We start from the raw sequence: 24,618 nt of genomic DNA, 5'->3' as shown, positions 1-24,618 counted from the left end.
AGTTAAATATTAGTAAATTAAACCGCCGATAACAGGATTAAATGACGCCAATAGCGAACAGTTGGTAAGTATGATAGAGAAAAGCCATCAATATATATAAGATAAGTCCTAGAATGATTCAGGGGATTTAGGGGAAAAAATGAATAACGATCCTTTACAGCTGACACGCCAGCTAAATGATTGTAACTGTCCGGAAAGGGGTTATCAAATGGATGAGAAGCCATTATCATTAGCATTTTCTGTAGAAGCAAATAAAGGAGTCTATGCCCTCCTTCTGGGTTCAGGTATTTCTTATTCAGCAGGCATACCAACTGGCCGCGGTATTTTACGGGAGCTTTGCCGGCGAATAATGTGCGTCAATGGCGCAAATGAAAGTGATCCATTTGCCTGGTATGAAAAGAGATACGGAAAAGCCCCTTTATATAATGAAGTGATAGAGCTGTTAGCTAAAACCTCCTCGGAACGCAATGGGTTGCTAAAAGAGTTTTTTGAGCCGACGCTTGAGGAGGTAGAACAAAAGCAAAAGGTGCCGACAGACGCTCATTATGCAATTGCTAAGCTGGTTCAACGAGGCTATGTAAAAGTCATTGTTACGACAAACTTTGACCGCCTGCTGGAGCACGCGCTGGACGAGCATAATGTGCAATACCAAACGCTTTACCATGATACGGACATTGAAGGGATGAAGCCGCTCGCTCACGCTGATTGCACAGTATTAAAAGTGAATGGGGACTATCGCGATACTCGTTTTAAAAATATAACAGGGGAGCTGGATAATTATACGCTCCCCCTTGCCCAGTTATTGCGCCGGGTGTTTGATGAATATGGCATCATCGTATCAGGCTGGTCAGCGGAGTGGGACACAGCGCTCCGCGAGCTGATTAAATCGGTGAAAGGTCGCCGGTACTCATGGTATTGGCATGCCTTTTCGGAAAAGTTGACCCCCTATGCAGATGAGCTGATTAGTTTTCGTGATGCTAATAAAATCATCGATCCAAAAGGGGCAGATCACTTTTTTACTGAGTTGTATGAAAACGTTATAAATATTGCAAAAGTAAAAAAAGTGAGCCCTGAAAATATTCAAGTAAAAACCAAAAGGATGAAACGTTATATTCAGGATAGACGGGAAATCGAATTAAGAGAAATGCTGACAGACCAGACAAGGAAGGTAGTTTCCTTCCTTTTTGAACAACGCTATACAGAAGAAGCAACAGCCGAAGCACTGTCTGTCCGCGCTCAGATGGTTGCTGAAAAAAGTAAAACACTGGCAATGCTCGTTGCCATACTAACCTACTATATGAGAACGCCGGAACAGGCTGAACTGTTAATTCAGACAGCTGAGCGCCTTACCGGTTCACGGCATCACTTTGGCGACCCGCATTTATTAGCTACACAGGAAATTCCGCTTCAAGCCATTTTTTATAGCACTGGCATTAGCGCTGTGATGAAAAAGAATTATCAACTATTAAATAAGCTGTTCACTTTGCCAAAGGTACAGGATCCTCATCGCCGTCAGCTCTCTTTTTTAGCTTATACCTCTACGGAGGCAGGATTAGATCCTCTGTTCCAAAAGATTTCCGGCAAAGAGACCCATCTGGCGCCAACAGAAGTAATGTTTACGTATCCATATTTAAAGAGTTTGTTCATTGAAGCGAGACTGGCATTTGATGAGCAGGAGTTTGAACAGCACTTTGACCAATTTGAGCTGTTAAGGGCGATTAAATGCCGCTATATGAATGAGGTGAGCAGCATGTGCGGTCAATTCGGCTATAAGGAAAACCGAGAGCACCTTATTCGCTTTTTGAATGAGGGGGCAGAAACCGAGGACTGGCCTGCTCTTGCTATCTGTGACGGACGCCGCGAAAAGTTCACTGATTCGCTTGAGAAGTTAGCGGAGGATTTGAATGAAAAAGAAGGATTTAATGGCAAAGGCTTGTTATATGCTTATACGAAATTTGAGGAATGAGAACCTGACACACAGGTTCTTTTTTGTTGGCTGAAATCTTCAGAAATTCTTCAGAATTATGCTGCTTCAATATTAAGAATTGGCCGGTAAAATAGCATCAAACATTAGGCAGCACACATGCTATACTTTCGAAAGGAGGCGAAACAAATGAGCGATTATACGGTATTGGTTGTTGATGATGAAAAAGAAATTCGCGATGCGATCGAAATATATTTAAAAAATGAAGGAATTACAGTCATTAAAGCGGGAGACGGGATAGAGGCGATCGAAAAGCTTCATGAACAACCCGTTCATTTAATTATTTTAGATGTCATGATGCCAAGGATGGATGGAATATCCACCACGTTCAAGATCAGAGAAGAGAAAAACATTCCTATTATTATTTTAAGTGCCAAAACAGAGGACACGGACAAGATCCTCGGCTTGCAAATGGGGGCCGATGATTATGTCACAAAGCCATTTAATCCAATGGAATTAATTGCCCGGGTAAAATCACAGTTGAGAAGATATGTAGCGCTCGGCACATATGAAGGGATGAAAAAAACAATTGATTTAAATGGACTGACGCTTGACCAATCAGCTAAAGAAGTGACGGTTCACGGAGAGCCGGTCAAACTGACGCCAATTGAATACAAAATCGTTGAATTATTAATGGTTAATGCTGGCCGGGTGTTTTCAATTGATGAGATTTATGAACGTGTATGGAACGAGCCAGGTTATAATGCAGAAAATACAGTGGCTGTCCATATTCGAAAAATCCGAGGAAAGATAGAGATTGATCCAAAAAATCCGAGGTATTTAAAGGTGGTATGGGGAATTGGATACAAAATGGAAAAGTAGAGTGTTATTCGCCGGATGGCTGCTTTTGCTTGTCATCGGTCTGAGCAGTGTAGTGTCAGCTATAAATGATGGAAGCATGTATTTTAAGAAAGATTATTTTCACACTGAGGAGTTTGACAGTCACCTGAATCAATTTATCTCTGATTTAGAGACTTACGAATTAGGGGCTGTCTCGAAGGAAGAAGCCAAAAAATCGATAGTCGTCACTCCTGAGGAAATCAAGGAGTACCGTTATCGATATGGGAGTTTAGCTGAACAAATTGCCAATATAAAAAGCCAATACGAAATGGACATTCAGGAGGCGTCTGGTGCAAGCAGCAAAGAAGCCGAACAAGCATTAATAAAGACACGGGATCAAAAGATAACAGATGCTACGAAAAACTTCCAAGATGAAGATTATGTGCGACAAAAAGTCCAGGCAGAGAAAGAACAGGCCATTGATGAATATTACCGTTTATTGGAAACAGAACGCTCTAATCTGGACGACTATCAAGCATTTTTTAAATATTATTTCAAGAACACTTCGACAGGAAAGGTCTACACGAACGTCAACCTGGCGGATAGTTCAGTTAAAGAGGTATTCAACGACAAGGACATGCTGTTTGTCCGTAAATATGAAGGATCTAACCGACTCCATGTAGATCAAAGGGCAATCAGCTATGGAGAGAACGGAGAAGAGCTGTTTGTGGGAACAGAAGGAGCATTTGAAGGAAGGATCGCGGCTGTAAATCCTCCCTCTGAAACAAGTCTCGTTTATAGCGATTACAAAATGTTTCAGCGCGAGCAAAAGGCTTTTCTTATTTACACAGCTAGCGGGCTTATTCTTCTTATTGTTAGTTTATATATGAGCAGAAAACTTTCTGTTTTTCCGGCAGGAATGACAGAGAAGCTGCAGCCCTTTTATAACCGGCTGCCGATTGACGCTGTGATTGCAGCCGCTCTGTTGACGTTATTCATTGCGTTTTTGTCACTGGAGTGGAGCAGGTCGCTCATTTACTATGATTATACGTATACGTTCATACAGTATATCGTAAAACTGGCGCTCACCTCCTTTATCTTAGTGCTGCTTTCATTAATGCAGGGGAAAATGCTCTGGGAAAGGTGGAAGCAGGCGGAAGAGCCTCAGGAGGAATGGAATCACAGCTTGCTGGCGAAGACGGGCCGCCTTTTAACCAATGCTTTTGCGGTTCGTTCGGTTGGTATCCAGTTCTTTTTCTTGCTGGCGGTCTTTTTCTTCACGGGGTTTGGGGTGCCGATTGTTATACAGCACACAGTGTTATTGCCGTTTTATTGCGTTCTGTTTCTGCTTATATCCTTGCCGGCGCTGGTGTTATTGTTCAGAGGCATGGCTTATTTAAACAACATTATCCTTCATACAGGGAGACTGGCATCCGGTCATTTGGCGGCTGACCTGCCAGTCCGAGGAAAATCCGTCTTTGCCAAACTGGCAGAGAACATTAACCTGCTGAAGAAAGATGTGAGAGTGTCACAAAAAGAACAGGCAAAAAGTGAACGCTTAAAGACTGAACTGATTACTAACGTGAGCCATGATCTGCGAACACCGCTCACATCTATTATTAGCTACACAGAGCTATTAAAGACTGAAACGATTTCCGATGAAGAAAGGCTGGCGTACACAGAAATTATCGACCGCAAATCCAAGCGGTTGAAAGGATTGATTGATGACTTGTTTGAAGCATCCAAGATGGCGAGCGGCAATGCGGAACTGGTGAAAGAAAAAGCCGATCTCGTCCAGCTTCTTCAGCAGGCGCTTGCAGAATACAATGAAGCCATTGATGAATCAAGCCTACAGTTTCGAGTGACAAATCCTGACGAACCTGTTTTTGCCATGGTAGATGGGCAGAAGATTTGGCGGGTATTTGATAATTTGATCGGCAATATTTTAAAATATTCCCTGGAAAATACGCGGGTGTATATTTCCATTAAAACAGAGAATGAGCAGGCGGTTATCACCTTTAAAAACGTGACTAAATACGAGCTTGGTGACAATGTTGATGAAATGTTTGAGCGTTTTAAACGGGGAGATCAGTCACGCCACACAGAAGGCTCTGGACTCGGGCTGGCCATTGCTAAGTCGATCATCGACCTGCATGAAGGGACGCTTGATATTGAAGTTGATGGCGATCTTTTCAAAGTGACTGTTGCTCTGAATATAGTTTAACAAACGTTTAATTAGTATGACCGAAAACGCTTGTCTTTCAAGAGGCAAGGTTTGATAAGGATAGAATCATGAGCACTGCAGTCAAGGTGAGCAATGAAGAAAGTGAGTGTCTAGCAACAGCCTGGAAGCACCCAATGGGTGCTTCTTTAGGTTATCAAAATATTTCACCTTCAACTTGTGTTGTTCGATCTTCCCAATCGCGTGCTATTTTTAATCCATCGTCATTAGAAATTGATAACTGTCCATTTTTCTCAATAACTTCAGACGTCTGGTCATCATAAAATTTTAATTCTAAAGTGTACGTGTAATTAACCGTGCCGTCATCGTTTTCTTTTTCTTTTTTGAGCTTTATATCTGTTAATGCAATACTTTTGTTCGTTTTCTTAGCTATATCAGGTGCCAGGCTGAATGAGCGATTAGCCATCTGCCTATCAAACTCGTCCTTAGAAAAGCAGCTTTTCACTTCTTCGCCTATTTCCGGTCCAGTAGGGGCTTTGTCGGGGTCTTTAATGGTATATTGTTTTGTTTTATACTCTTTGACAAGCTCCATTACCTCTTCTTCGTTCACTGCTTCCTTACTGCAAGCAACGGTACCTGTGAGTATGACCATTCCAAACAACAAAAAACAAAATAGCTTTTTCATAGGCCCTTCCCCCTTTTTCCTTTACATAGCTAATTTACGGTTATATTTATCAATAGGTTTCAAATTTTTAACAACTTTTACCGCGCCCAGCAATTTCGCCCTGTTAATATTTGTCTATGCTCGGTTCGCCTTTTTGTACACGGTTGATATTAATGACTTTTGGGGCAGAAGAATGGGAATTATCAATTTTAGAAATGACGCACCATCTGCCTGGTTCTTCAGAGGTTAATGGCACGTCTATCTCATCACCCGTATTTGTTTTAATCGTTACTTTACCGTCATACTTGGCAAAATTGTCGTCTTTCTTAAAACGTAAAAAGCGGAAAATGTTAGTTGCAATGATAACAGATTCTATATCTTCCAAGGTTTTAATCACTAGATTTTCTTCGTTATGGCCGGACTTATTGCCAACACCAGCATCTTTATCGAGAGCGATATAAGGAGACTCGTTTGCCTTCCCTTTGTTTCCGAAGAAGATATGACCTATTCTTCCATTTTTTGTTTTATAGAAAGCGTGCATATCAAGATCGACGCCTTTCGTCCATTGCAACTTAATGGCTATATGGTTAATTTTATCGGCTTTTTTTAAAGAAATGGAGTCACCCGGTTTTTCGAGGGTGATTTTCGACAGCTGAATTACCGATGGAGCTTGGTCAACATTTATGTTCTCATTCTCAATAGCAGGGGCCGCTTCTTTTTGAGCCTGTTTCATACTAGCAGTTGGCTCAGTTTCCTCTGCTACTTCTAAGCCGAAATGCTGGCACAGCTGGGCAAGTCCTCCAGCGAACCCGCCTGTGTTGGCAGAAATTTTCCATCCGCCATTCCGGCGGTAAGCCTCTGCGACGACGAGCGAGTTCTCTACTGTGAATGGACCAAGGTCATAATGAATTAGTTCTGTGCCATTTTTTTTATTTAAGATTTTCATAGAGGCATGGTTCATTTGTGCAAATGTCTGTCCCTTCTGCTCCCCTTCAAAAATAGTTAATGTAAGGACCAGCTTCTGCACAATAGGCTCTATTGTATCCAATTTAATGGAAAATGATTCGGTCTTTTCGGAAGACTGGCTGTTTACTGAATGACAGACAGATTGGTTAGCGGAACTGGCATTGCCATAAAAGATCATATAAGGATCCCCTGGGCATTTCCCCGATTCATCAATCATGAAAATAGAAGCATCAATATCAAGTGAAGGATCTGCTTCCAAGCTGACTTGAATAATGATTTCGTCTAAACCCGGTTCATTTTTAGTGATATCTGCACGCGCGCCTTTAACGAGGTTCATTGTTATCTCCTCCTTTTGCTTTCCATGAGCATATCAAATATAACCTTTCCAAGGTACTCTTAATATTGGAGTTTGTTACATGGAATGAAAACAAAGTAAACTATTAAATTTTCAGAAAAAATCCTGCATAATGAAAGAGTTATTTGAAAAATGCAGAGGAGGCGGATTGTGTGAAACATATGTATACAGGTAAAACAAAAGATGTCTATGAATTGGAAGATGGAAATTATTTGTTGAAATTTAAGGACGATGTAACAGGCGAAAACGGTGTGTTTGATCCTGGTGCCAACACAGTCGGTTTGACAATGGAAGGGGCAGGCCGAGCGGGGCTCCGGTTAACGAAACACTTTTTTGAGATTTTAAAAGAAAAAGGCATTCCTACTCATTATATTGAGGCTGATATTGATGAAGCGACGATGACGGTTCAGCCGGCTACTGTATTTGGCAAGGGACTGGAAGTGATTTGCCGTTACCGGGCGGTCGGAAGTTTCTTGCGCCGTTACGGCATGTATGCGGAAGAAGGGCAACGGCTTGACGGGTTTGTAGAGGTGACATTGAAGGACGATGAACGCCAAGATCCGCCAATTTCCGAAGATGCGCTTGCAATGCTTGGTATCCTTTCGCATGAAGAATACAAAGAGCTGAAAGAACTCACAAGAAAGATTGCCGGCACGGTAAAAGAAGAGCTCGCTAAAAAAGAGATAGATTTGTATGATATTAAGTTTGAATTCGGCCGTGCAAAGGACGGGCAAGTACTATTAATTGATGAAATTTCCGGTGGAAATATGCGGGCATACAAACAAGGAGAATATATAGAGCCGCTTCGGCTTGAGAAAATGATGCTGGAGATGTAATTGCTGGCCTTTAAACTGGTATTAAATCATGATTCGGTACCTGTTTTGCTGAGAGGCAGTGCATGGCAAAGTCAGCCTGGTAGAAAAATAGAAGCAAAGAGGGACGCTTTTCCAATTAAAACTAATTGAAAATTAGCGAAATTGCTTATCTTTTGTAGTATGATAGTACGTGTAGTAAAATGGAAAAAGAAAGCCATTTGAAGCAGGAGTCCTTGTCTCTTGCTGACTTTGAGGGAGTGATTGATTTGGCTATTGTCCTCCAGAAAGGGCAGAGAATTGATTTAACAAAAGGCAATCCGGGACTTGAAAAAATTATGGTTGGTCTTGGATGGGATCCGGTACAGAGGAAATCTGGCGGATTGCTTGGCATGTTTGGCGGAGGTGGAGGTGCGAATTTTGACATTGATGCTTCGGTCATTATGCTGCAAGACGACAAGTTTGTAAGCAATGAAAATCTCATTTATTTTGGTAACTTAAAAAGCAACTGCGGCAGCATTGTACATACAGGAGATAATTTAACAGGCGACGGCGACGGCGACGATGAGCAAATTCTCATTGATTTAAAGAGTGTGCCTTCTCATATTAACAAGCTTGTGTTTGTTGTTAACATTTATGACTGTGTTTCTCGAAAGCAGGATTTTGGCATGGTCCAAAATGCATTTATTCGTGTAGTCAACTCGGCAAATCGAGAGGAACTGCTTAAATTTAATTTATCCGAGGACTACTCCGGTTCTACAAGTTTAACAGTAGCAGAGATTTACCGTCATGGCGCTGACTGGAAGTTTGCAGCCGTTGGTACCGGCACACGTGATACAGGGTTACGCGAAATGGTACGCCGTTACGCTTAATAAAAAATAGGAAAGAGGGTTTTTAATATGGCAATTTCATTGAGCAAAGGACAAAAGGTCGATTTAACAAAAGGCAATCCAGGATTGAAAAACATTACAGTTGGCCTTGGTTGGGATACGAACAAATATGATGGCGGTCATTCATTCGATTTGGATTCTTCTGTGTTCCTTTTAAATGGGGCAGGCAAGTGTGGAAGCGAACAGGACTTTATTTTTTACAATAATTTAGAAGGCGGCAATGGTTCAGTCGTCCATTCAGGAGATAACTTAACAGGTGAAGGCGATGGCGATGATGAACAAGTACAGATCAGCCTAGCTGATGTTCCTGCTGCTATTGAAAGAATTGCTTTTACTATTACTATTCACGAAGCAGAACAGCGCAACCAAAATTTTGGACAGGTGTCCAACAGCTATGTTCGTATTGTTAACAGTGAAAACAATGAAGAATTAATCCGTTATGACTTAGGCGAAGACTTCTCAATTGAGACAGCAGTAGTGGTAGGAGAGCTATACAGACATAATGGCGAGTGGAAGTTCAATGCTATCGGCAGCGGCTACCAAGGTGGACTGGCTTCACTCGTTAAAGATTATGGATTGCAAGCCTGATAAAATGTAACATCACTTTATCAATAAATGGGGAGGGATTTGAAGATGGGTATTACATTATCAAAAGGACAAAAGATTGATTTAACCAAAACAAACCCTGGCCTTGTAAAAGCAGTGATTGGTCTCGGATGGGATACAAATAAATATTCCGGCGGGCAAGAGTTTGACCTGGACGCATCCGCGTTTCTTGTTAATGCTAGCCATCGTTGCCAAAATGATCACGACTTTATTTTTTACAACAACCTCCAACATCCAAGCGGTGCGGTGATTCATACAGGCGATAACCGGACAGGTGAGGGGGAAGGAGATGACGAACAGCTGGTTGTGGACTTCTCAAAGATTCCAGATTATGTGGAGAGAATCGGCATTACGGTAACGATTCATGATGCAGACTTACGCAACCAAAACTTTGGACAAGTATCCAATGCATTTGTTCGTCTTGCTGATGAAGCAACTGGCCAAGAGCTTCTGCGCTTTGATCTGGGAGAGGATTTCTCGATTGAAACAGCGGTCGTTTTTTGTGAATTGTATAAACACGGAAATGACTGGAAATTCAGCGCGGTAGGCAGCGGCTTCTCTGGAGGATTAGCTGCACTTTGCCGAAACTACGGGTTAGAAGTTTAATTTTTAAAGCCAATAAAGGGCAGGAAAGCCTTTTATTGGTTTTTTTCAACAGGAGGAACGAATGGACATTATTCATGGTATTTTTAACACGTATGCTGCCTTCTTCGATTGGCATATGTGGGCGGAGGTATTAACTGACCCGGTTAGCTGGGGATTGATCGGCACACTTGTCATTTTAGAAGGACTACTTTCAGCGGATAACGCTCTTGTATTGGCCGTTATGGTAAAGCATCTGCCGCCTGACAAGCGAAAAAAAGCACTATTTTACGGTTTAATAGGGGCGTATGCTTTCCGCTTCATTGCCATCGGTATTGGTGTATACCTGATTAAATTGTGGTGGGTAAAAATTTTAGGAGCCGCTTATCTTGCCTGGTTGTCGATTAAATACTTTATCGATAAATCGAAAGGGGCAAGCGAAGAAGAAGATGCAGAAGGCGGATTGAAGACAGAAGGAATATTAATCCGGATGTTCGGCGCATTCTGGGGAACGGTCGTAGCGGTTGAAATCATGGATATTGCCTTTTCTGTGGACAGCGTGCTGGCGGCTTTCGGTGTCAGTGAGGAAATCTGGGTACTCTTAATTGGAGGAATGCTTGGTGTTCTAATGATGCGCGGTATTGCGGGCGTATTTTTGAAACTCATTGAGAGGGTACCGGAACTGGAGACAACAGCGTATATTTTGATTGCTATCATCGCTCTGAAAATGGGAGCAGGTGTGGCAGGATATGAAGTTTCGCATTATGCATTCTTTATTATTTTAATTATTACTTTCCTTGCGACTTTTGTGGTGCACCGCATCAATCAGCGCAAGCTGGCTGAACAGGAAGCAGCTGCAGGCAAGAAGAAGGAATAAGATAGAAAGGGGCATGTATCCTTCCCCTGATATATTTAAATAGACGTTTATTTACATTTTTAAAGAAGGAGACCACCTCCTTCTTTATTTATAAGAAGGTGTAAAGTTTGAAATACTTTAATCATTTGCCGGAACTGCAATTGGAAGGTTTTTTTCATCAAAAACCGAAAGTGATTAGTAAATACACAAATAGGAGAAAACTAGCCTGCAGTCTTGGCCCTTTACTCTACATGCCGGCAACGAGACCGGATATTGCCCAATTGATTATTTCCAATAAGTACAAAGAGCTTGTTGCTCTTGTCATCTGCCTGGAAGACGCAGTCGGGGATCTAGAGGTAGAGCAGGCAGAAGAACAGTTGATTTCTCATATGGAGGAAATAAATAGAGCAGTAGCAGCTGGACAGCTTACGGATGAAACAACTCCGCTCATTTTTACCCGGATTAGAAGTGCCCGGCAAATGCGCAGGTTGGCTGAACGACTTGGTCCCTCTTTAGAGCAGCTGGCGGGCTTTGTGTTCCCGAAATTTTCCTCAGAAAACGGCGAAAGCTTTCTCTCTGAATTACAGCGCATCAATGTTCAATCAGGAACCGTTGTGTATGGGATGCCGATATTGGAATCACCTGCAGTGCTTTATAAAGAAAAACGGATTGAGGAATTGTTGCGCATAAAAGAGCTGGTTGATTGTTATAAGGAACGAATTCTGAACATCCGTATTGGAGCCACCGATTTATGCGGGTTGTACGGATTAAGAAGAAACAGCCAAACGACGGTGTATGAAATTTCGCTTGTTAATGAACTGATTACCGACATTGTTAATTTGTTCAGTAGAGAACCGGACGGCTATGTTGTATCAGGGCCGGTCTGGGAGTATTTCTCCAACCATGAGCGGATTTTAAAGCCGCAGCTGCGCCAAACGCCTTTTGAAAAGCAATTTGGCTCGGAAGGACTGCGCTTAAGAAAAGAATTGATCAGCAAGAATTTTGATGGCTTAATTCAGGAAACGCTGCTTGACAAAGCCAATGGGCTCGTCGGAAAAACTATTATTCATCCGTCCCATCTTCTTCCTGTGCAGGCTATGCATGTCGTTTCCAAGGAAGAATATGTAGATGCTTTGAGTATCGTCCAGCAGGCAAATGGTCAGAAAGGTGTTTTCAAAAGTGAGTTTCAAAATAAAATGAATGAAATTAAGCCCCATTTAAAATGGGCTGAAAAAATATTAATGAAATCAGATATTTACGGGGTGTTCCATGAACATAGCACATTCATCGATTTATTATCCGAACCAGTATACACATAAAATCGGCGAGTCATTAGAAGTGAACGTACAAATAGATGCAAATCCATACAGACTTCCAGCAGACGCGTTATATGAAATGGCTGCACGAATCAACAAGAAGCGGTCTTTTCTGTTTGTTAGTAAAGTGCTCGGAAAGCATATTCCGCTTCATCCGTACATTCCATCCATTGCGTCAGCTTTACTTGCCACTCTTTACTATGAAAGTGAAACCGGCTGTCAATCAAGCGTTAAAGAAACGTTCATAGAGGCATTAAAGGGCAGGTCGGCGGAGCAGCTTGAAGCAGCCTACTCCCTTGTGAAAAATGTAAGCTATTCTCCGGAAGCGCCCCTTTTATTCATCGGCTTTGCGGAAACAGCAACAGCACTTGGCCACGGGGTGTTTGACTGTTTCAGCCAATCAACTTATATCCATTCCACCCGGGAAGTGCTGTGTAATAAAGAAGTTACTCTTTATTTTGAAGAAGAACATTCACATGCTACAGATCAGCGCTGCTATGCACCAGAAGAGAGCCTGAACAATGAAAGGACCATTTGTCTTGTAGATGATGAAATTACGACTGGCAAAACAGCCTTGAACATCATAGCGTCAATTCAAAAAAAATACCCGCGGAAACAGTATGCTGTCTTATCCCTTTTAGATTGGCGTACAAAAGAAGACCAGAAGCGCTTCAGGGACTTTGAGAAAGAGTGGGGAATTGAGATTAAAACCTATTCTTTACTGTCGGGTTCCATCCAGGTACAGGGCGCGCCCAGCAGGGAAGAGACATCGGACAGCCATGCTCAGCCAATCTGTAAAGAGCTGAAGTATAACCACATCCGTCTTCATAATTTTTTTCCTCCTGTGCCGCATATGGCTTATTCATCCGTTGACTCACTCAGCCAAAACAATGAGGCGCCATATTTAGCAATGACGGGGCGCTTCGGCCTTTCCTCTGAAAAGAAAGAAGTGATAGAAAACTATTGCTGTGATATCGGCCATTATTTACAGACACAGCGAAGAGGAGAGAAAACACTTTGTCTCGGCACGGGAGAGTTTATGTACCTCCCTATGAAGGTCGCTGCTTATATGGGGGAAGGAATTCTTTATCACTCAACGACGAGAAGCCCCATCTTTCCTCTTAACCAAGCCGGATATCCAGTGAAAAACCGGGTTGCATTTGAAAGTCCCGACGATCCCGCTATTATCAATTATGCTTATAACATTTTGGATGGGGATTATGAGGAAGTATTCATCTTTTTTGAAAGGCCGGTCGGGGAAGAAAGACGCCTTTCGCTTTTGCGCCAGTTCAGCAGCCTGCCGCACATTCACATCGTTGACTTTATTTGAGAGGAGCGTTTAGATGATAGAGAATGCCAGACAAACGGTTACCGGCAGCTATTCTGTGGAAGATGTGATTTTTTTGTTAAAAGACTTGTCTGAAGCAGCTTTAGAAAAGGATACCAAGGAAAGGGAATGGGCCATTCAGCAAGGGGTGCATTATTCTGAAATGCTGCCAGTAGAGTATCAGCCGTCAGAAGAATATTTACAGCTATTTCATGAATCCCTTGAGATTTATAAGCAAAAGGTAGCGACTGCTGCTGGCGTAGTTTCTGAGTTAATTATCGATGAAAAAGGCCGGGATATAGTGTTTGTTTCTCTCGCTAGAGCAGGTACGCCTATCGGCATTTTAATGAAACGATATGTAAAAGAAGCTTATGGGTGGACAGTGCCTCATTATAGTGTGTCTATTATTCGTGGGCGGGGAATTGATGAGAATGCTCTTTTATACTTACTGGAGCAGCACCCGGGCAAGCGCCTTGTATTTGTCGATGGCTGGACAGGAAAAGGAGCCATCTCCAAGGAGTTAACGCGTTCCGCACGCTTATTTAAAGAAAAGTATGGCGTTACACTGGATGATGAGCTCGCTGTGCTGGCTGATCCCGGCCATTGCTCTTCTTTGTTCGGTACGAGAGAGGATTTTCTTATTCCAAGCGCCTGTCTTAATTCTACTGTATCAGGGCTTGTCAGCCGGACGGTCTTAAATGATCATTGGATAAAGGCCGGTGACTTCCACGGGGCGAAAGTATATAGGGAGTTAGCAGATAAAGACTTGTCTAATTACTATATTGACATCATTGCGGGGGAGTTTGCGGCTGTTTTGCCGCTTGTTAAACAAGCAAAAGCAGACTTGCAAAAAGCAAATCGGACACCTACATGGGAAGGTCTCTGCTCCATTGAAGCGATTCAAAAAGAATTTGGCATCAAAGATATTAATCTGATTAAGCCAGGTGCAGGAGAAACGACCAGAGTTCTCCTCCGTCGTGTCCCTTGGAAAATACTGGTGAAAGACAAAGAGGATCTTCGGCTAAAACATATTTTTCAATTAGCAAAAGAAAGAAACGTCCCTGTGGAGGAATATAAACAAATGTCTTATACATGCTGTGGATTAATTAAGCCAATGGAGGAGAACAAGTGATTTTTGCGAGTGATTTAGATCGGACCCTGATTTACTCAAACAGGTTTTTTGACGCAACTAAGCCAGACATGCCTATCCGCAATGTTGAAATATATAAGGGCAAAGAAATTTCATTTATGACTGAAAAGGCGATCGACCTTTTGCGGGAGCTGTCAGAACAGATGATGTTTCTTCCGGTGACAACGCGAACCGTGGACCAATACAAGCGGATTTCGCTATTTCAGGAAGAAATCCGACCGAAATATGCAGTGACATGCAATGGCGGCGTGATTCTTGAAAATGGGCAAGTGGACCGTGATTGGCAGGGCTATATGGAAGCGAAAATTAATCAAAACTCTACGCCTTTAGAGGAAGTAAAAAAGAAAATTAGCCAAACGGCAGATTCCGTCTGGCTGGAATCTATCCGGGTAGTAGATCACTTTTTCATTTATTTAATTATTAAACCGGAGCTTGCTCCAGCAGAAGTGATGAATGAGTATGCGGAGTGGGCAGCTGAATGTGGCTGGATCTTTTCTCTTCAAGGAAGAAAAGTATATTTTATCCCTAGCTTTGTCAACAAATGGGATGCTGTTCAATACCTTTCTGAGAAAGAGGGAAAGAAACAAGTCTTTACGGCGGGAGATTCTTATCTGGATCTATGTTTAATTGAGAAATCCGGCTGCGGGTTGATTCCGCGCCATGGTGAGGCAGCAGCCAAGCACGGGCATTTAGGACTGACGAAGGCATCTGGCATTTTGGCGGCAGAAGAAATATTAGAGGCGGCGCTGGCAAAGAGGCTGGAAGCCGTTTCTAAATCCTATTAAGTATCGCTTGCATTCCTTTATTTTATTCACTGAAAGGAGGGATGGAGATGAAAAGAAAACCTATTACAATGCAGGTCGATTACACAAACTGGGCAAACGAATTAGCTAAACCGATTACTGATCGGTCTGACTACTATCAAACAGAAGAGGACGTGCAATATAGTCGGGTAGCAGCACGGATACTAGGTGCCGGCTTTGATGAAACCGAATATTTGCTTTCACTTTATTTACTTAGCCAGCAGCCTCACGTATGCGTTCTATCGGAAACACTCGATAAGACGATGCCCAATGACCGCTTTCAATCGATCCAAAAGATTTATCATGTGATTCAACATGAACCCGGCCTTTCTGTTAACCGGTTTGTCGCTTTCCTTGAAGGCGCTGAATTGCTGCCAAAGTATAAGAAAGACCCGGATTTTAACCGGCTTGTTCGTTCAGCACTGATCGATGTTTTCTCTCTCTTTCAAGCGAATCATGCTGGATCCTTTAGCCATCCAGAATTTAGACGAGTGTTTCTAGATATAGTGAAATGGATTTGGAATCATTTAGATCCATGGGTGAAAGAGACACCGATTGAACAAGACGTGCCACATGTGATTTGGTATGGTGACATGAGTAAGAGCCAAGTATATTTCTTATACTATTTAATTCTTTTGGGCATGGATGTTGTTATTCTACATCCTGAAGGAAAAGACGACTTTCGGGAAGTCGATCCAGAGAACAAGTGGACGGTACGGGCAGACTATCCTTCTACAATGAAAATGCAGCCTTTTCCTGAGGAAGAGCCGAAGCGCCAGGGAACGGTCGCTTATCGTGCTTCAAAGGAAATTGAACAAGTACTGAACCATGAGGGATCAGCTTTCTATAAACCGTGGCAATTTCGCAACCACCTTCCGGTATCTGTTATCTTGAAGACCACATACGATGAGGTTTTCTTGCTGGCAAAAGAAAAAGCATTTATCCGACCAGGCTTCTCGGCTGATGCAGAAGAAGTGAAAATCCCTAACTTATTTGCCAAAATTTCCGGCGTATCTAAGAACAGAAAAGAATATTGGGAAAATATGAGCAGGCTGACAAGCTGTTCAAATGCTTTAACCATTAGGAACTTTCCTTATAAGCAGGAAGGAAAAGCGAATAATCAGTTTCACTATCGCCATGCATTGAATAAAGAGGGCCTGCTCGATCCTAAAAAAATGATCGAAAGCAATTGGTGGCAATACGGTCAGCTACATGATGGCTTGCAAATGGGAATCGCTGCTGCTATTTCTCGGATGTGTGCCCATCCAAAACTTAAGCCGTTTTCAGGAGAGGCGGAAGAGGATGTTCAGCTTTATTTGTTTACACAATCAATCACTATTCCGCAAGAGATCCTAAATTTGCTGCAAACATTTGACTATTCGCAGGACATACCAAAAATCATTTTGTACAACAACGAAAAAAATGGTGATCTATCGCGGGCAGATGCAGCTTTACTCTTGATGCTCAGTGAGTTCGGGCTGGACATTATTTTGTATAATCCACCCGGTCACAATGATTTGGAAAGGTTTATTGATAAACAGTATTTTGATCATCATTTGCTTGAAGACATGGTATTTGACTTGCCATTTAATAACGGGAAAAAAGATCATTCCATTTTTAGCCGGATTTTAAAACAAATTTTTTAGTGGAAGGGGAGGAAAACCATGCCAGAAATCACAAAAAATGAAATTGAATTATTGGCAGAAAATGAAAATAAAGCCGAGGAGATGCGTCTGCAGCTTCGCAATGAACCGGAAGTGCAAAATCTTGTCCGGACGATTGATCCAAGAAACCAAACGGCTCTATTGGAATTTGGAAAAGAACCAGCTGAGGAAATTTCAGCTTTTTCAGACCGGATTTTGGCTTCCATGCGTTCCTCCAGTGTGACCGATTCTGGTGCATTATTGAAACAGCTCGGAAAAACGATGGACAAGTTTGATAAAAACGATTTTGAAGAGCCAAAAGGTTTTTTAGGCAAGCTGTTTAACCGCGGAGAAAAAATGATTGAAAAAATCTTCGGTAAATATCAGACACTCGGCAAAGAAATTGAAAAAATTCACATTGAGATTTCTAAATACAAAGATGAAATGATCCGCTCTACTAACAACATGGATCAAATGTATGAACAGAACTATCAATATTACATGGCATTGGAAAAGTATGTAGTTGCGGGACAAATGAAGATTGAGGAACTGAAAAAGATGGTTCCTGGGCTTGAACAGCGAGTATCCAGCGGCGACCAGCTGGCACAGATGGAGCTCAGCACGTTAAATAATGCTATTCAGGCGCTTGAAGAGCGTGTCTATGATTTAGAGATGGCAAGAATGGTTGCCTTACAAACAGCTCCACAAATCCGCCTTTTGCAACGAGGAAACACCAAGCTGATCGGTAAGATTAACTCGGCATTCATCACCACCATCCCGATCTTTAAAAATGGCATTATCCAAGCAGTGGCTGCCAAGCGACAGAAGCTGGTTGCCGATTCAATGAGTGAGCTGGACAAACGGACGAATGAAATGCTGCTGCGCAATTCCCAAAACATTGCTAACCAAAGTGCAGACATTGCCCGGCTTGCCGGCGGCCCAAGCATCAAAATTGAAACGATTGAGGAAAGCTGGAATACGATTGTCAAAGGGCTGGATGAAACAATAGCCATTGAAGAAGAAAATAAACGAGCCAGAGAAGACGGCATGAAGCGAATTGCCCAACTGCAGGAAAGCAAGAAAAATTACGGGAGATAGAGGTGAACGTAGATGATTGAATTAAAGAAAAAAGGGCAGTCCATTAATCTGTCTAAAAAAGGCAGTGACATTGGGGAAGTCTTAGTTAATTTAAATTGGAATCAAAGCTCAAAAGCAGCTAAAGGCGGTGGGTTTTTATCATCCCTGTTTGGCGGAGGTACAAAAAACTTTGATTTAGACCTTGGCTGTTTGTTTGAATTAAATTCAGGGGAGAAAGGGTGCGTCCAGGCACTGGGAAATGCCTTTGGCTCATTAAATAATCGGCCTTATATCCAGCTTGATCACGATGATAGGACAGGGGCTTCTGCCGGAGGAGAAAACCTACGAATCAATGGTTCCCGCCTCGCTGACATTAATCGAGTACTCGTATATGCCTTCATTTATGAAGGGGCAGCTAACTGGTCAGAGGCAGATGGAGTCGTTAGGTTAACCTACTCTCATGGAGAGGAAATTGTTGTAAAGCTTGATGAGCATCGCAACGGTCAGATTATGTGTGCGATCGCCATGATTGAAAATGTCCAAAATGAAACGTTTAGCGTTAAAAGGCTAGTTGAATATTTCCCGGGACACAAGCAAATGGATCGGGCTTATAATTGGGGAATGAACTGGGTAGCCGGTTCAAAATAAGAAAAGAAGGGTCAGAATTGACCCTTCTTTTCTTATTTTTTAGAGATAGCGATTTGTTATGCAGTTATCCTTGTTAAAGGACCGTATTAATTTTTTGCAGGTTGATTAGAGTGAAAAGCGAAGCGGCTAGAGGGCAAACCAACATTCACTATGAGCAGGGTCATGCGTTTAAGAGGAAGTATCCGGTTCAGTATGAACGATCGCATATTGAACATTGTATTTTTCTAGCAGAATTTCTTCGATTTGTTCAGTAATTAAATGGCTGTCAACTACATTGAGTTGTGGATTGACTGTAACGGTTACATCGACAAGAGTAGAATTGCCATGCATCCTGGCCTTTACGCTGCGTACCTGCTGTACACCAGAAACGAGGGCAATCGTGTCCCGTATCTCCTCCACAAGTGCTTGGTCGAAGCCATCGGTTAACGCATGTGTCGATTGTTTAAAAATCTCCCATGCTGTTTTTATAATTAAAAGCCCGACAATAAAAGCTGTAAATGTATCAAGCCAGTTTAATCCAAATTTGGTTCCAGCGATACCGACGAAGGCGCCTATACTTACTAGTGCATCCGAGCGATTGTCTTGAGCGGCTGCCATAATAGATTGGCTGCTAATTTTTTTTGCCAAACGAAGATTGTAACGATAAACGGCATACATGATGCCTGCGCTAAACAGGGCAGTCCATGCAGTCAACATGTCAGGTGATTTCTCCTCGACCAGAAAGAAAGAGCGACCTGCTTCAAGCAGAACCTGAAAACCAACACTGATCATAATAAAAGCAGCAATGAGCGAAGCGATGGTTTCAGCGCGAAAATGCCCATACTGATGATCGGCATCAGGCGGCTTACGGGCAATTTTCAAACCGATTAAAATAGCAATAGAAGCGATGACATCCGTAGTATTATTTAAACCATCCGCTTGCAAAGCTTTTGAATGGCCGATATATCCAACAGAAAGTTTTAGGATAGAAAGGAAAATGTAAGCAATAATACTGAGCCAGGCACCTTTCTCTCCTTGTTTTAAATCCTTGTAAGTATCCATTTTAAGCCTCCGCAAACTTACTTGTCTCTTGTAATATAAGCATAACAGGTAGAATTTGAGTGAGTCTAGAGCAACAGGATTGCAGCAGGTGAACTTTCGTGCCTCGGCTAAATAGTATTGAAAGTAGTGAAAAAGAATATAGGCTAAATAGTTATATTTTAAATTGAAGCAGGAGAAAAATTATGATACAATTTGTGTAAACGGTTACACATAGAAAGGACGAAAAAAATGGCTACGATAAGAGATGTTGCCTCGGAAGCAGGGGTTTCAGTAGCAACCGTGTCCCGTGTGCTAAACGGCAAAGGGTATGTGCATGAGGATACCTTAAAAAAAGTTCAGCAAGCGATAAAAAAGTTAAATTACAGCCCGAATGAAGTAGCCAGGTCACTTTTCAAGAGAAAATCAAAGCTTGTCGGCCTCCTTCTCCCTGATATTACGAATCCTTTTTTCCCAGAACTGGCAAGAGGAGTGGAGGATGAGCTGCAAAAGCAGGGATTTCGCCTCTTATTTGGCAACAGTGATGAAAATCCGGAAAAAGAGCAGGCCTATATAGATACATTTTTGCAAAATCAGGTAGTTGGCATGATTTCCGCCACGCAGACATCCGGTTTGCACAAGGATGAGCCGCACGTCATTCCAACTGTATTGCTTGACCGGACACACGGGGGAAATTATACGGTATATGCAGATGGCAGGGAAGGCGGCAGAATTGCTGCTCGTGAGTTGATCAGCCGTGGCAGCCATAACATTACCCTATTAAAAGGACCAGGGAACATTTCCCCGGTGCAGGACCGTTTCCTTGGCGCTGTTGAGGTGCTGGCAGGTGCAAATGTAGATTTTCATGTGATACAGATGGCCTCCTTAACATATGAAGAAGCAGAGCAGAGAGCAAAGGAGCTTTTTAGCCATTATCCTGGAACGGATGGAATTCTTGCAAGCAATGATATGACGGCTGCGGCCGTGCTTCATGAAGCTTTACGAATTGGCAAGTCGATTCCGGATGAGGTCCAAATTATTGGTTTTGATGATATTCCAATGAGCAGACTGCTTTTCCCCGCCTTATCAACAATACGACAACCGGTATATGAAATGGGAAAACAAGCAGCCCAACTTTTGTTAAAGTTAATCAAAAAAGAGCAGGTGACCGAGCAGAACATTCAACTGCCAGTTACATTTGTAGAAAGAAATACAACGAGGAAGGTGAAGAGGGATGGTTAAAGTTGCAGTAATTGGCAGTTCATCCATGGATTTAGTCGTTACATCGGCCAAACGGCCAGAAGCAGGAGAAACGGTACTTGGAGAGTCATTTAAGACCGTTCCTGGTGGCAAAGGGGCAAATCAGGCGGTAGCTGCCGCCCGGCTTGGCGCAGAAGTATATATGGTCGGCTGTGTCGGAAATGATCATTATGGAAAGGAAATACTTAAAAACTTTGCTGATAATCAGGTGCGAATCAACTATGTGGAACCGGTTACCGAAATGGAAAGCGGAACAGCCCACATTATTTTAGCAGAAGGAGACAACAGCATTGTTGTCGTAAAAGGAGCGAACGATGCTGTGACACCCGCCTATGTAAAACATGCCAAGCGGGCTATTGAGCAGGCAGATATTGTTTTAATCCAGCAGGAGATTCCCGAAGAAACGGTAGAATATGTAGCGGATTTATGTCATGAGCTTGGTGTGCCGCTGCTGTTGAACCCAGCCCCAGCCCGTCCGATCAGTGAAAATGTAATCGAGAAAGCGGCCTACATTACCCCGAATGAACATGAAGCAGCATTATTATTTGCGGGGATCAGTGCGGGAGAAGCATTAACAAAATATCCCGAAAAATTATTTATTACGGAGGGGAAGCGGGGCGTCCGTTATTTTAATGGCAAAAGTGAAGTGCTCATTCCTTCTTATGCTGTAGAAGTAGTTGATACGACAGGTGCAGGGGATACTTTCAATGCCGCGCTAGCCGTAGCTTTAGCAGAAGGAAAAACAATCGAAGAAAGCCTTCGTTTTGCTAATCGGGCGGCTTCATTATCCGTCATGAAGTTTGGCGCGCAAGGCGGCATGCCATTGAGAAAAGAAGTGGAGGATAAAATGGAATGAAAAAGCAAGGCATCTTAAACAGCCATATTGCTAAAGTGCTTGCTGATTTGGGCCATACCGATTTTATTGTAATAGCTGACGCTGGTCTTCCTGTTCCAGATAATATTCCGAAAATCGATTTGGCTTTAACCGTTGGTGTGCCGAGCTTTGAGCAGACGCTGGCAGCTGTTGCCGCAGATATGGTAGTGGAGAAAGTAACAATGGCTGAAGAAGTAAAGACAGCAAACGGACCAATTTTTGATTATATGAAGGAAACCTTTTCAGATACAGCTATGGAATGGGTTACACATGAGGCGTTCAAGACATTAACAAAGCAGGCAAAAGCAGTCATTCGAACAGGAGAAGCTTCCCCATACGCGAACTGCATTTTACATGCCGGAGTATTCTTCTAGAAAGAGGTGAATGTCATGCAAATTGAAATGAGAAATATCCATAAAAGATTTGGCGCGAATCAGGTGCTTACCGGCGTGGACTTTGAGCTGCTTCCCGGTGAAGTCCATGCGCTTATGGGAGAAAACGGGGCAGGAAAATCAACGCTAATGAATATCCTGACAGGCCTTCATCAGCAGAACGAAGGAACGATTACCATTAACGGGCAAGACCGTTCTTTCTCCAGCCCGAAAGAAGCAGAAGAAGGCGGCATTGCTTTTATTCATCAGGAGTTAAATATTTGGCCGGATATGTCCGTATTGGAAAATCTCTTTATTGGTCGCGAACGGAAAAATGCTTTCGGTTTGCTGAAAATGAAAGAAATGAAAGAGATGGCAAGCGCACAGTTTGAGAAGCTGGCGGTTACTATTCCTCTCGAAAAGGAAGCAGGACTTTGCTCAGTCGGACAGCAACAAATGATTGAAATTGCCAAGGCACTCATGACAAATGCGGAAGTTATTATTATGGATGAACCGACGGCTGCTCTAACAGAAAGGGAGATTTCCAAGTTGTTCGACGTTATCCGCGCACTGAGCAAGCAAGGTGTTTCCATCGTTTACATTTCTCACCGCATGGAAGAAATTTTTACGATCTGTGACCGAATTACCGTGATGCGTGACGGCAAAACAGTTGACACCAAGATGATAAAGGAAACTAACTTTGACGAGGTTGTTAAAAAAATGGTAGGCCGTGAACTCGAAGACCGCTTTCCTGCACGAAAGCCTTCTCCTGGTGAAACAGTATTAGAAGTAAAAGGCTTTACGAGAAAAGGGGCATTTGAGAATATCAGTTTCTCTGTGAAAGCAGGGGAGATTATTGGTGTTTCCGGCTTGATGGGCGCCGGACGAACAGAAGTGATGCGGGCAATTTTTGGGTTAGATCAAATAGACAGAGGCGAGCTATATATAAAGGGGCAAAAAGCGGTTATTCACTCGCCAAATGAAGCCGTTAGGAAAGGAATCGGCTTTATTACCGAGGACCGGAAAGACGAGGGACTCATTCTTGATTTCCCTATCCGTGAGAACATTTCCCTGCCAAGTGTTAAGAGCTTTGCTCCAAAAGGAATCATCGACCGGAAAAATGAACGGGAATTTGTAGAGATGTTGATTAAACGATTAACCATCAAAACGGAGTCGGCAGAAACAAGTGCTAAAAATCTATCGGGTGGTAACCAGCAAAAAGTGGTGCTCGCTAAATGGATTGGCATTGGCCCAAAAGTGTTGATTTTAGACGAACCGACAAGAGGTGTGGATGTTGGTGCCAAGCGGGAGATTTATTCGCTGATGAATGAACTGACTGACCGGGGCGTAGCCATTGTTATGGTGTCTTCTGAATTGCCTGAAGTACTTGGGATGAGCGACCGTATTCTTGTTTTCCATGAAGGAAAAATTAGCGGGGAATTAACGAAAGAAGAAGCGACGCAGGAGAAAATCATGACGTTCGCTGCAGGAGGGCAGTAATGATGAATAAAACAGGTGTAAAACCACTGAACGATCTGACACAGAAGCTTGGACCGCTGCTTGGATTAATTATTTTAATTTTGATCGTTTCTATTTTAAATCCCAGCTTCTTGGCGCCTTTAAATATTTTGAATTTGCTTCGGCAAGTGGCGATCAATGCGCTGATTGCCTATGGCATGACGTTTGTTATTTTAACAGGCGGAATCGATTTATCGGTCGGTTCTATCTTGGCGCTGTCTAGTGCGCTAATGGCTGGCATGATTGTTTCAGGCATCGATCCGATACTTGCCATTTTCATTGGCTGTCTGCTTGGCGCAATTATGGGAGCAATTAATGGCCTCTTAATTACAAAAGGAAAAATGGCGCCTTTTATCGCTACACTGGCAACCATGACGATCTATCGGGGGTTAACGCTCGTCTATACTGACGGAAACCCGATCACCGGTCTTGGAGACAATTACTTATTCCAATTGTTTGGCCGCGGTTATTTTCTAGGTATTCCTGTACCAGCTGTTACGATGTTGCTTTCCTTTGTGATCCTATGGGTAATTTTGCACAAAACTCCGTTTGGCCGTCAGACTTATGCGATTGGCGGCAATGAAAAAGCTGCCTGGATTTCAGGTATTAAAGTATCAAGAGTGAAAATTATGATTTACTCCTTAGCAGGTCTGCTCGCTGCATTGGCCGGTGCTATCCTAACCTCACGGCTTAATTCGGCCCAGCCGACAGCGGGAACTTCTTATGAACTAGACGCCATTGCCGCTGTTGTGCTTGGCGGAACGAGCCTTTCAGGCGGCCGAGGTCTTATCATCGGCACGCTCATCGGCGCTTTAATCATTGGCACATTGAACAACGGTCTCAATTTGTTGGGTGTCTCTTCCTTCTTCCAAATGGTCGTTAAAGGAATTGTCATCGTGATTGCTGTATTAATTGACCGTAAAAAAGCAGCGTAGGA

General features: G+C 42.8%; 23 protein-coding genes. 20 read left to right on the top strand and 3 right to left on the bottom strand.

Annotated elements, in window-relative coordinates; genetic code table 11:
- The first annotated feature begins 139 nt into the window (after positions 1–139).
- The 3 genes from ACH0BF_RS17180 (at position 140) to ACH0BF_RS17170 (ending at position 4,988) form a co-directional block, all read left to right on the top strand.
- The gene (locus ACH0BF_RS17180) at positions 140–1,966 is read left to right on the top strand and encodes an SIR2 family protein (RefSeq protein ID WP_259455643.1); all 1,827 of its coding nucleotides are present in this window, start codon (positions 140–142) and stop codon (positions 1,964–1,966) included.
- Positions 1,967–2,113: 147 nt separating this feature from the next.
- Positions 2,114–2,806: a response regulator transcription factor gene (locus tag ACH0BF_RS17175; protein WP_120035500.1), complete on the top strand. Its 693-nt coding sequence runs from the start codon at positions 2,114–2,116 to the stop codon at positions 2,804–2,806.
- Positions 2,784–4,988, top strand: coding sequence for a sensor histidine kinase (locus ACH0BF_RS17170; protein ID WP_406909869.1), 2,205 nt, complete (start codon positions 2,784–2,786; stop codon positions 4,986–4,988). The genes ACH0BF_RS17175 and ACH0BF_RS17170 overlap by 23 nt, the downstream gene beginning before the upstream one ends.
- Before the next feature lie 154 nt (positions 4,989–5,142).
- On the opposite strand, the gene ACH0BF_RS17165 is transcribed toward ACH0BF_RS17170, so the two are convergent.
- Both ACH0BF_RS17165 and ACH0BF_RS17160 read right to left on the bottom strand, forming a co-directional pair.
- Positions 5,143–5,631, bottom strand: a complete 489-nt coding sequence (locus tag ACH0BF_RS17165; RefSeq protein ID WP_406909868.1) for a hypothetical protein — start codon at positions 5,629–5,631, stop codon at positions 5,143–5,145.
- 103 nt (positions 5,632–5,734) lie between these two features.
- Positions 5,735–6,913 carry a TerD family protein gene (locus ACH0BF_RS17160; protein ID WP_406909867.1) on the bottom strand — a complete coding sequence of 393 codons (1,179 nt, stop codon included), beginning with the start codon at positions 6,911–6,913 and terminating at the stop codon, positions 5,735–5,737.
- Positions 6,914–7,083: 170 nt separating this feature from the next.
- On the opposite strand from ACH0BF_RS17160, the gene ACH0BF_RS17155 reads away from it, so the two are divergent.
- The 12 genes from ACH0BF_RS17155 to ACH0BF_RS17100 all read left to right on the top strand — a co-directional run bounded on the left by ACH0BF_RS17155 (position 7,084) and on the right by ACH0BF_RS17100 (position 18,641).
- The gene (locus ACH0BF_RS17155; protein ID WP_340851879.1) at positions 7,084–7,767 is read left to right on the top strand and encodes a phosphoribosylaminoimidazolesuccinocarboxamide synthase; all 684 of its coding nucleotides are present in this window, start codon (positions 7,084–7,086) and stop codon (positions 7,765–7,767) included.
- Between the two features lie 245 nt (positions 7,768–8,012).
- Positions 8,013–8,615, top strand: a complete 603-nt coding sequence (locus tag ACH0BF_RS17150; protein WP_120038019.1) for a TerD family protein — start codon at positions 8,013–8,015, stop codon at positions 8,613–8,615.
- A 27-nt stretch (positions 8,616–8,642) separates the two neighbouring features.
- Positions 8,643–9,221, top strand: a complete 579-nt coding sequence (locus tag ACH0BF_RS17145) for a TerD family protein (RefSeq protein ID WP_120035490.1) — start codon at positions 8,643–8,645, stop codon at positions 9,219–9,221.
- 45 nt (positions 9,222–9,266) lie between these two features.
- The gene (locus tag ACH0BF_RS17140) at positions 9,267–9,845 is read left to right on the top strand and encodes a TerD family protein (RefSeq protein WP_120035488.1); all 579 of its coding nucleotides are present in this window, start codon (positions 9,267–9,269) and stop codon (positions 9,843–9,845) included.
- A 61-nt stretch (positions 9,846–9,906) separates the two neighbouring features.
- On the top strand, positions 9,907–10,698 hold the full coding sequence (locus ACH0BF_RS17135) for a TerC family protein (RefSeq protein WP_120035486.1): 792 nt from the start codon (positions 9,907–9,909) through the stop codon (positions 10,696–10,698).
- Positions 10,699–10,805: 107 nt separating this feature from the next.
- Complete coding sequence (locus ACH0BF_RS17130) at positions 10,806–11,996, top strand: HpcH/HpaI aldolase/citrate lyase family protein (RefSeq protein ID WP_120035484.1); 1,191 nt, start codon at positions 10,806–10,808, stop codon at positions 11,994–11,996.
- Positions 11,947–13,323 (top strand): phosphoribosyltransferase family protein, encoded by a 1,377-nt coding sequence (locus tag ACH0BF_RS17125; RefSeq protein WP_120035482.1) that lies wholly within the window; start codon positions 11,947–11,949, stop codon positions 13,321–13,323. The genes ACH0BF_RS17130 and ACH0BF_RS17125 overlap by 50 nt, the downstream gene beginning before the upstream one ends.
- A gap of 13 nt (positions 13,324–13,336) precedes the next feature.
- Entirely contained in the window at positions 13,337–14,452 is a 1,116-nt protein-coding gene (locus tag ACH0BF_RS17120; protein WP_406909866.1) for a cysteine protease StiP family protein, read from the top strand.
- Positions 14,449–15,255, top strand: a complete 807-nt coding sequence (locus ACH0BF_RS17115) for an HAD family hydrolase (RefSeq protein ID WP_120035478.1) — start codon at positions 14,449–14,451, stop codon at positions 15,253–15,255. Before ACH0BF_RS17120 ends, ACH0BF_RS17115 begins: the two co-directional genes overlap by 4 nt.
- A gap of 47 nt (positions 15,256–15,302) precedes the next feature.
- The gene (locus tag ACH0BF_RS17110; protein WP_406909865.1) at positions 15,303–16,919 is read left to right on the top strand and encodes a YceG family protein; all 1,617 of its coding nucleotides are present in this window, start codon (positions 15,303–15,305) and stop codon (positions 16,917–16,919) included.
- Positions 16,920–16,937: 18 nt separating this feature from the next.
- Complete coding sequence (locus ACH0BF_RS17105; RefSeq protein ID WP_406909864.1) at positions 16,938–18,014, top strand: toxic anion resistance protein; 1,077 nt, start codon at positions 16,938–16,940, stop codon at positions 18,012–18,014.
- 12 nt (positions 18,015–18,026) lie between these two features.
- Entirely contained in the window at positions 18,027–18,641 is a 615-nt protein-coding gene (locus ACH0BF_RS17100; RefSeq protein ID WP_406909863.1) for a TerD family protein, read from the top strand.
- Between the two features lie 168 nt (positions 18,642–18,809).
- Here ACH0BF_RS17100 and ACH0BF_RS17095 read toward each other — a convergent pair whose 3' ends face one another.
- Positions 18,810–19,682 carry a cation diffusion facilitator family transporter gene (locus ACH0BF_RS17095; RefSeq protein WP_120035470.1) on the bottom strand — a complete coding sequence of 291 codons (873 nt, stop codon included), beginning with the start codon at positions 19,680–19,682 and terminating at the stop codon, positions 18,810–18,812.
- Between the two features lie 210 nt (positions 19,683–19,892).
- Between ACH0BF_RS17095 and ACH0BF_RS17090 the strand changes: the two genes are divergently transcribed.
- From ACH0BF_RS17090 to rbsC, 5 genes are read left to right on the top strand one after another with little or no spacing between them, the layout of a single operon-like run.
- A complete protein-coding gene (locus tag ACH0BF_RS17090) occupies positions 19,893–20,900 on the top strand; it encodes a LacI family DNA-binding transcriptional regulator (protein WP_340856312.1) in 1,008 nt (335 codons plus the stop codon).
- On the top strand, positions 20,893–21,774 hold the full coding sequence (gene rbsK / locus ACH0BF_RS17085) for a ribokinase (RefSeq protein ID WP_340851888.1): 882 nt from the start codon (positions 20,893–20,895) through the stop codon (positions 21,772–21,774). Before ACH0BF_RS17090 ends, rbsK begins: the two co-directional genes overlap by 8 nt.
- On the top strand, positions 21,771–22,166 hold the full coding sequence (gene rbsD / locus ACH0BF_RS17080) for a D-ribose pyranase (RefSeq protein ID WP_120035464.1): 396 nt from the start codon (positions 21,771–21,773) through the stop codon (positions 22,164–22,166). Before rbsK ends, rbsD begins: the two co-directional genes overlap by 4 nt.
- 15 nt (positions 22,167–22,181) lie before the next feature.
- Positions 22,182–23,663 (top strand): sugar ABC transporter ATP-binding protein, encoded by a 1,482-nt coding sequence (locus tag ACH0BF_RS17075; RefSeq protein ID WP_340851889.1) that lies wholly within the window; start codon positions 22,182–22,184, stop codon positions 23,661–23,663.
- Positions 23,663–24,616: a ribose ABC transporter permease RbsC gene (gene rbsC / locus ACH0BF_RS17070; RefSeq protein ID WP_406909862.1), complete on the top strand. Its 954-nt coding sequence runs from the start codon at positions 23,663–23,665 to the stop codon at positions 24,614–24,616. The genes ACH0BF_RS17075 and rbsC overlap by 1 nt, the downstream gene beginning before the upstream one ends.
- Positions 24,617–24,618 lie beyond the last annotated feature (2 nt).

This window comes from Pseudobacillus sp. 179-B 2D1 NHS, from assembly GCF_045370945.1.
Taxonomy (GTDB): Bacteria; Bacillota; Bacilli; order Bacillales; family Domibacillaceae; genus Pseudobacillus.
The sequence above is the reverse complement of the archived record's forward strand: the minus strand, read 5'-3'. Positions and strand labels throughout refer to the sequence as shown.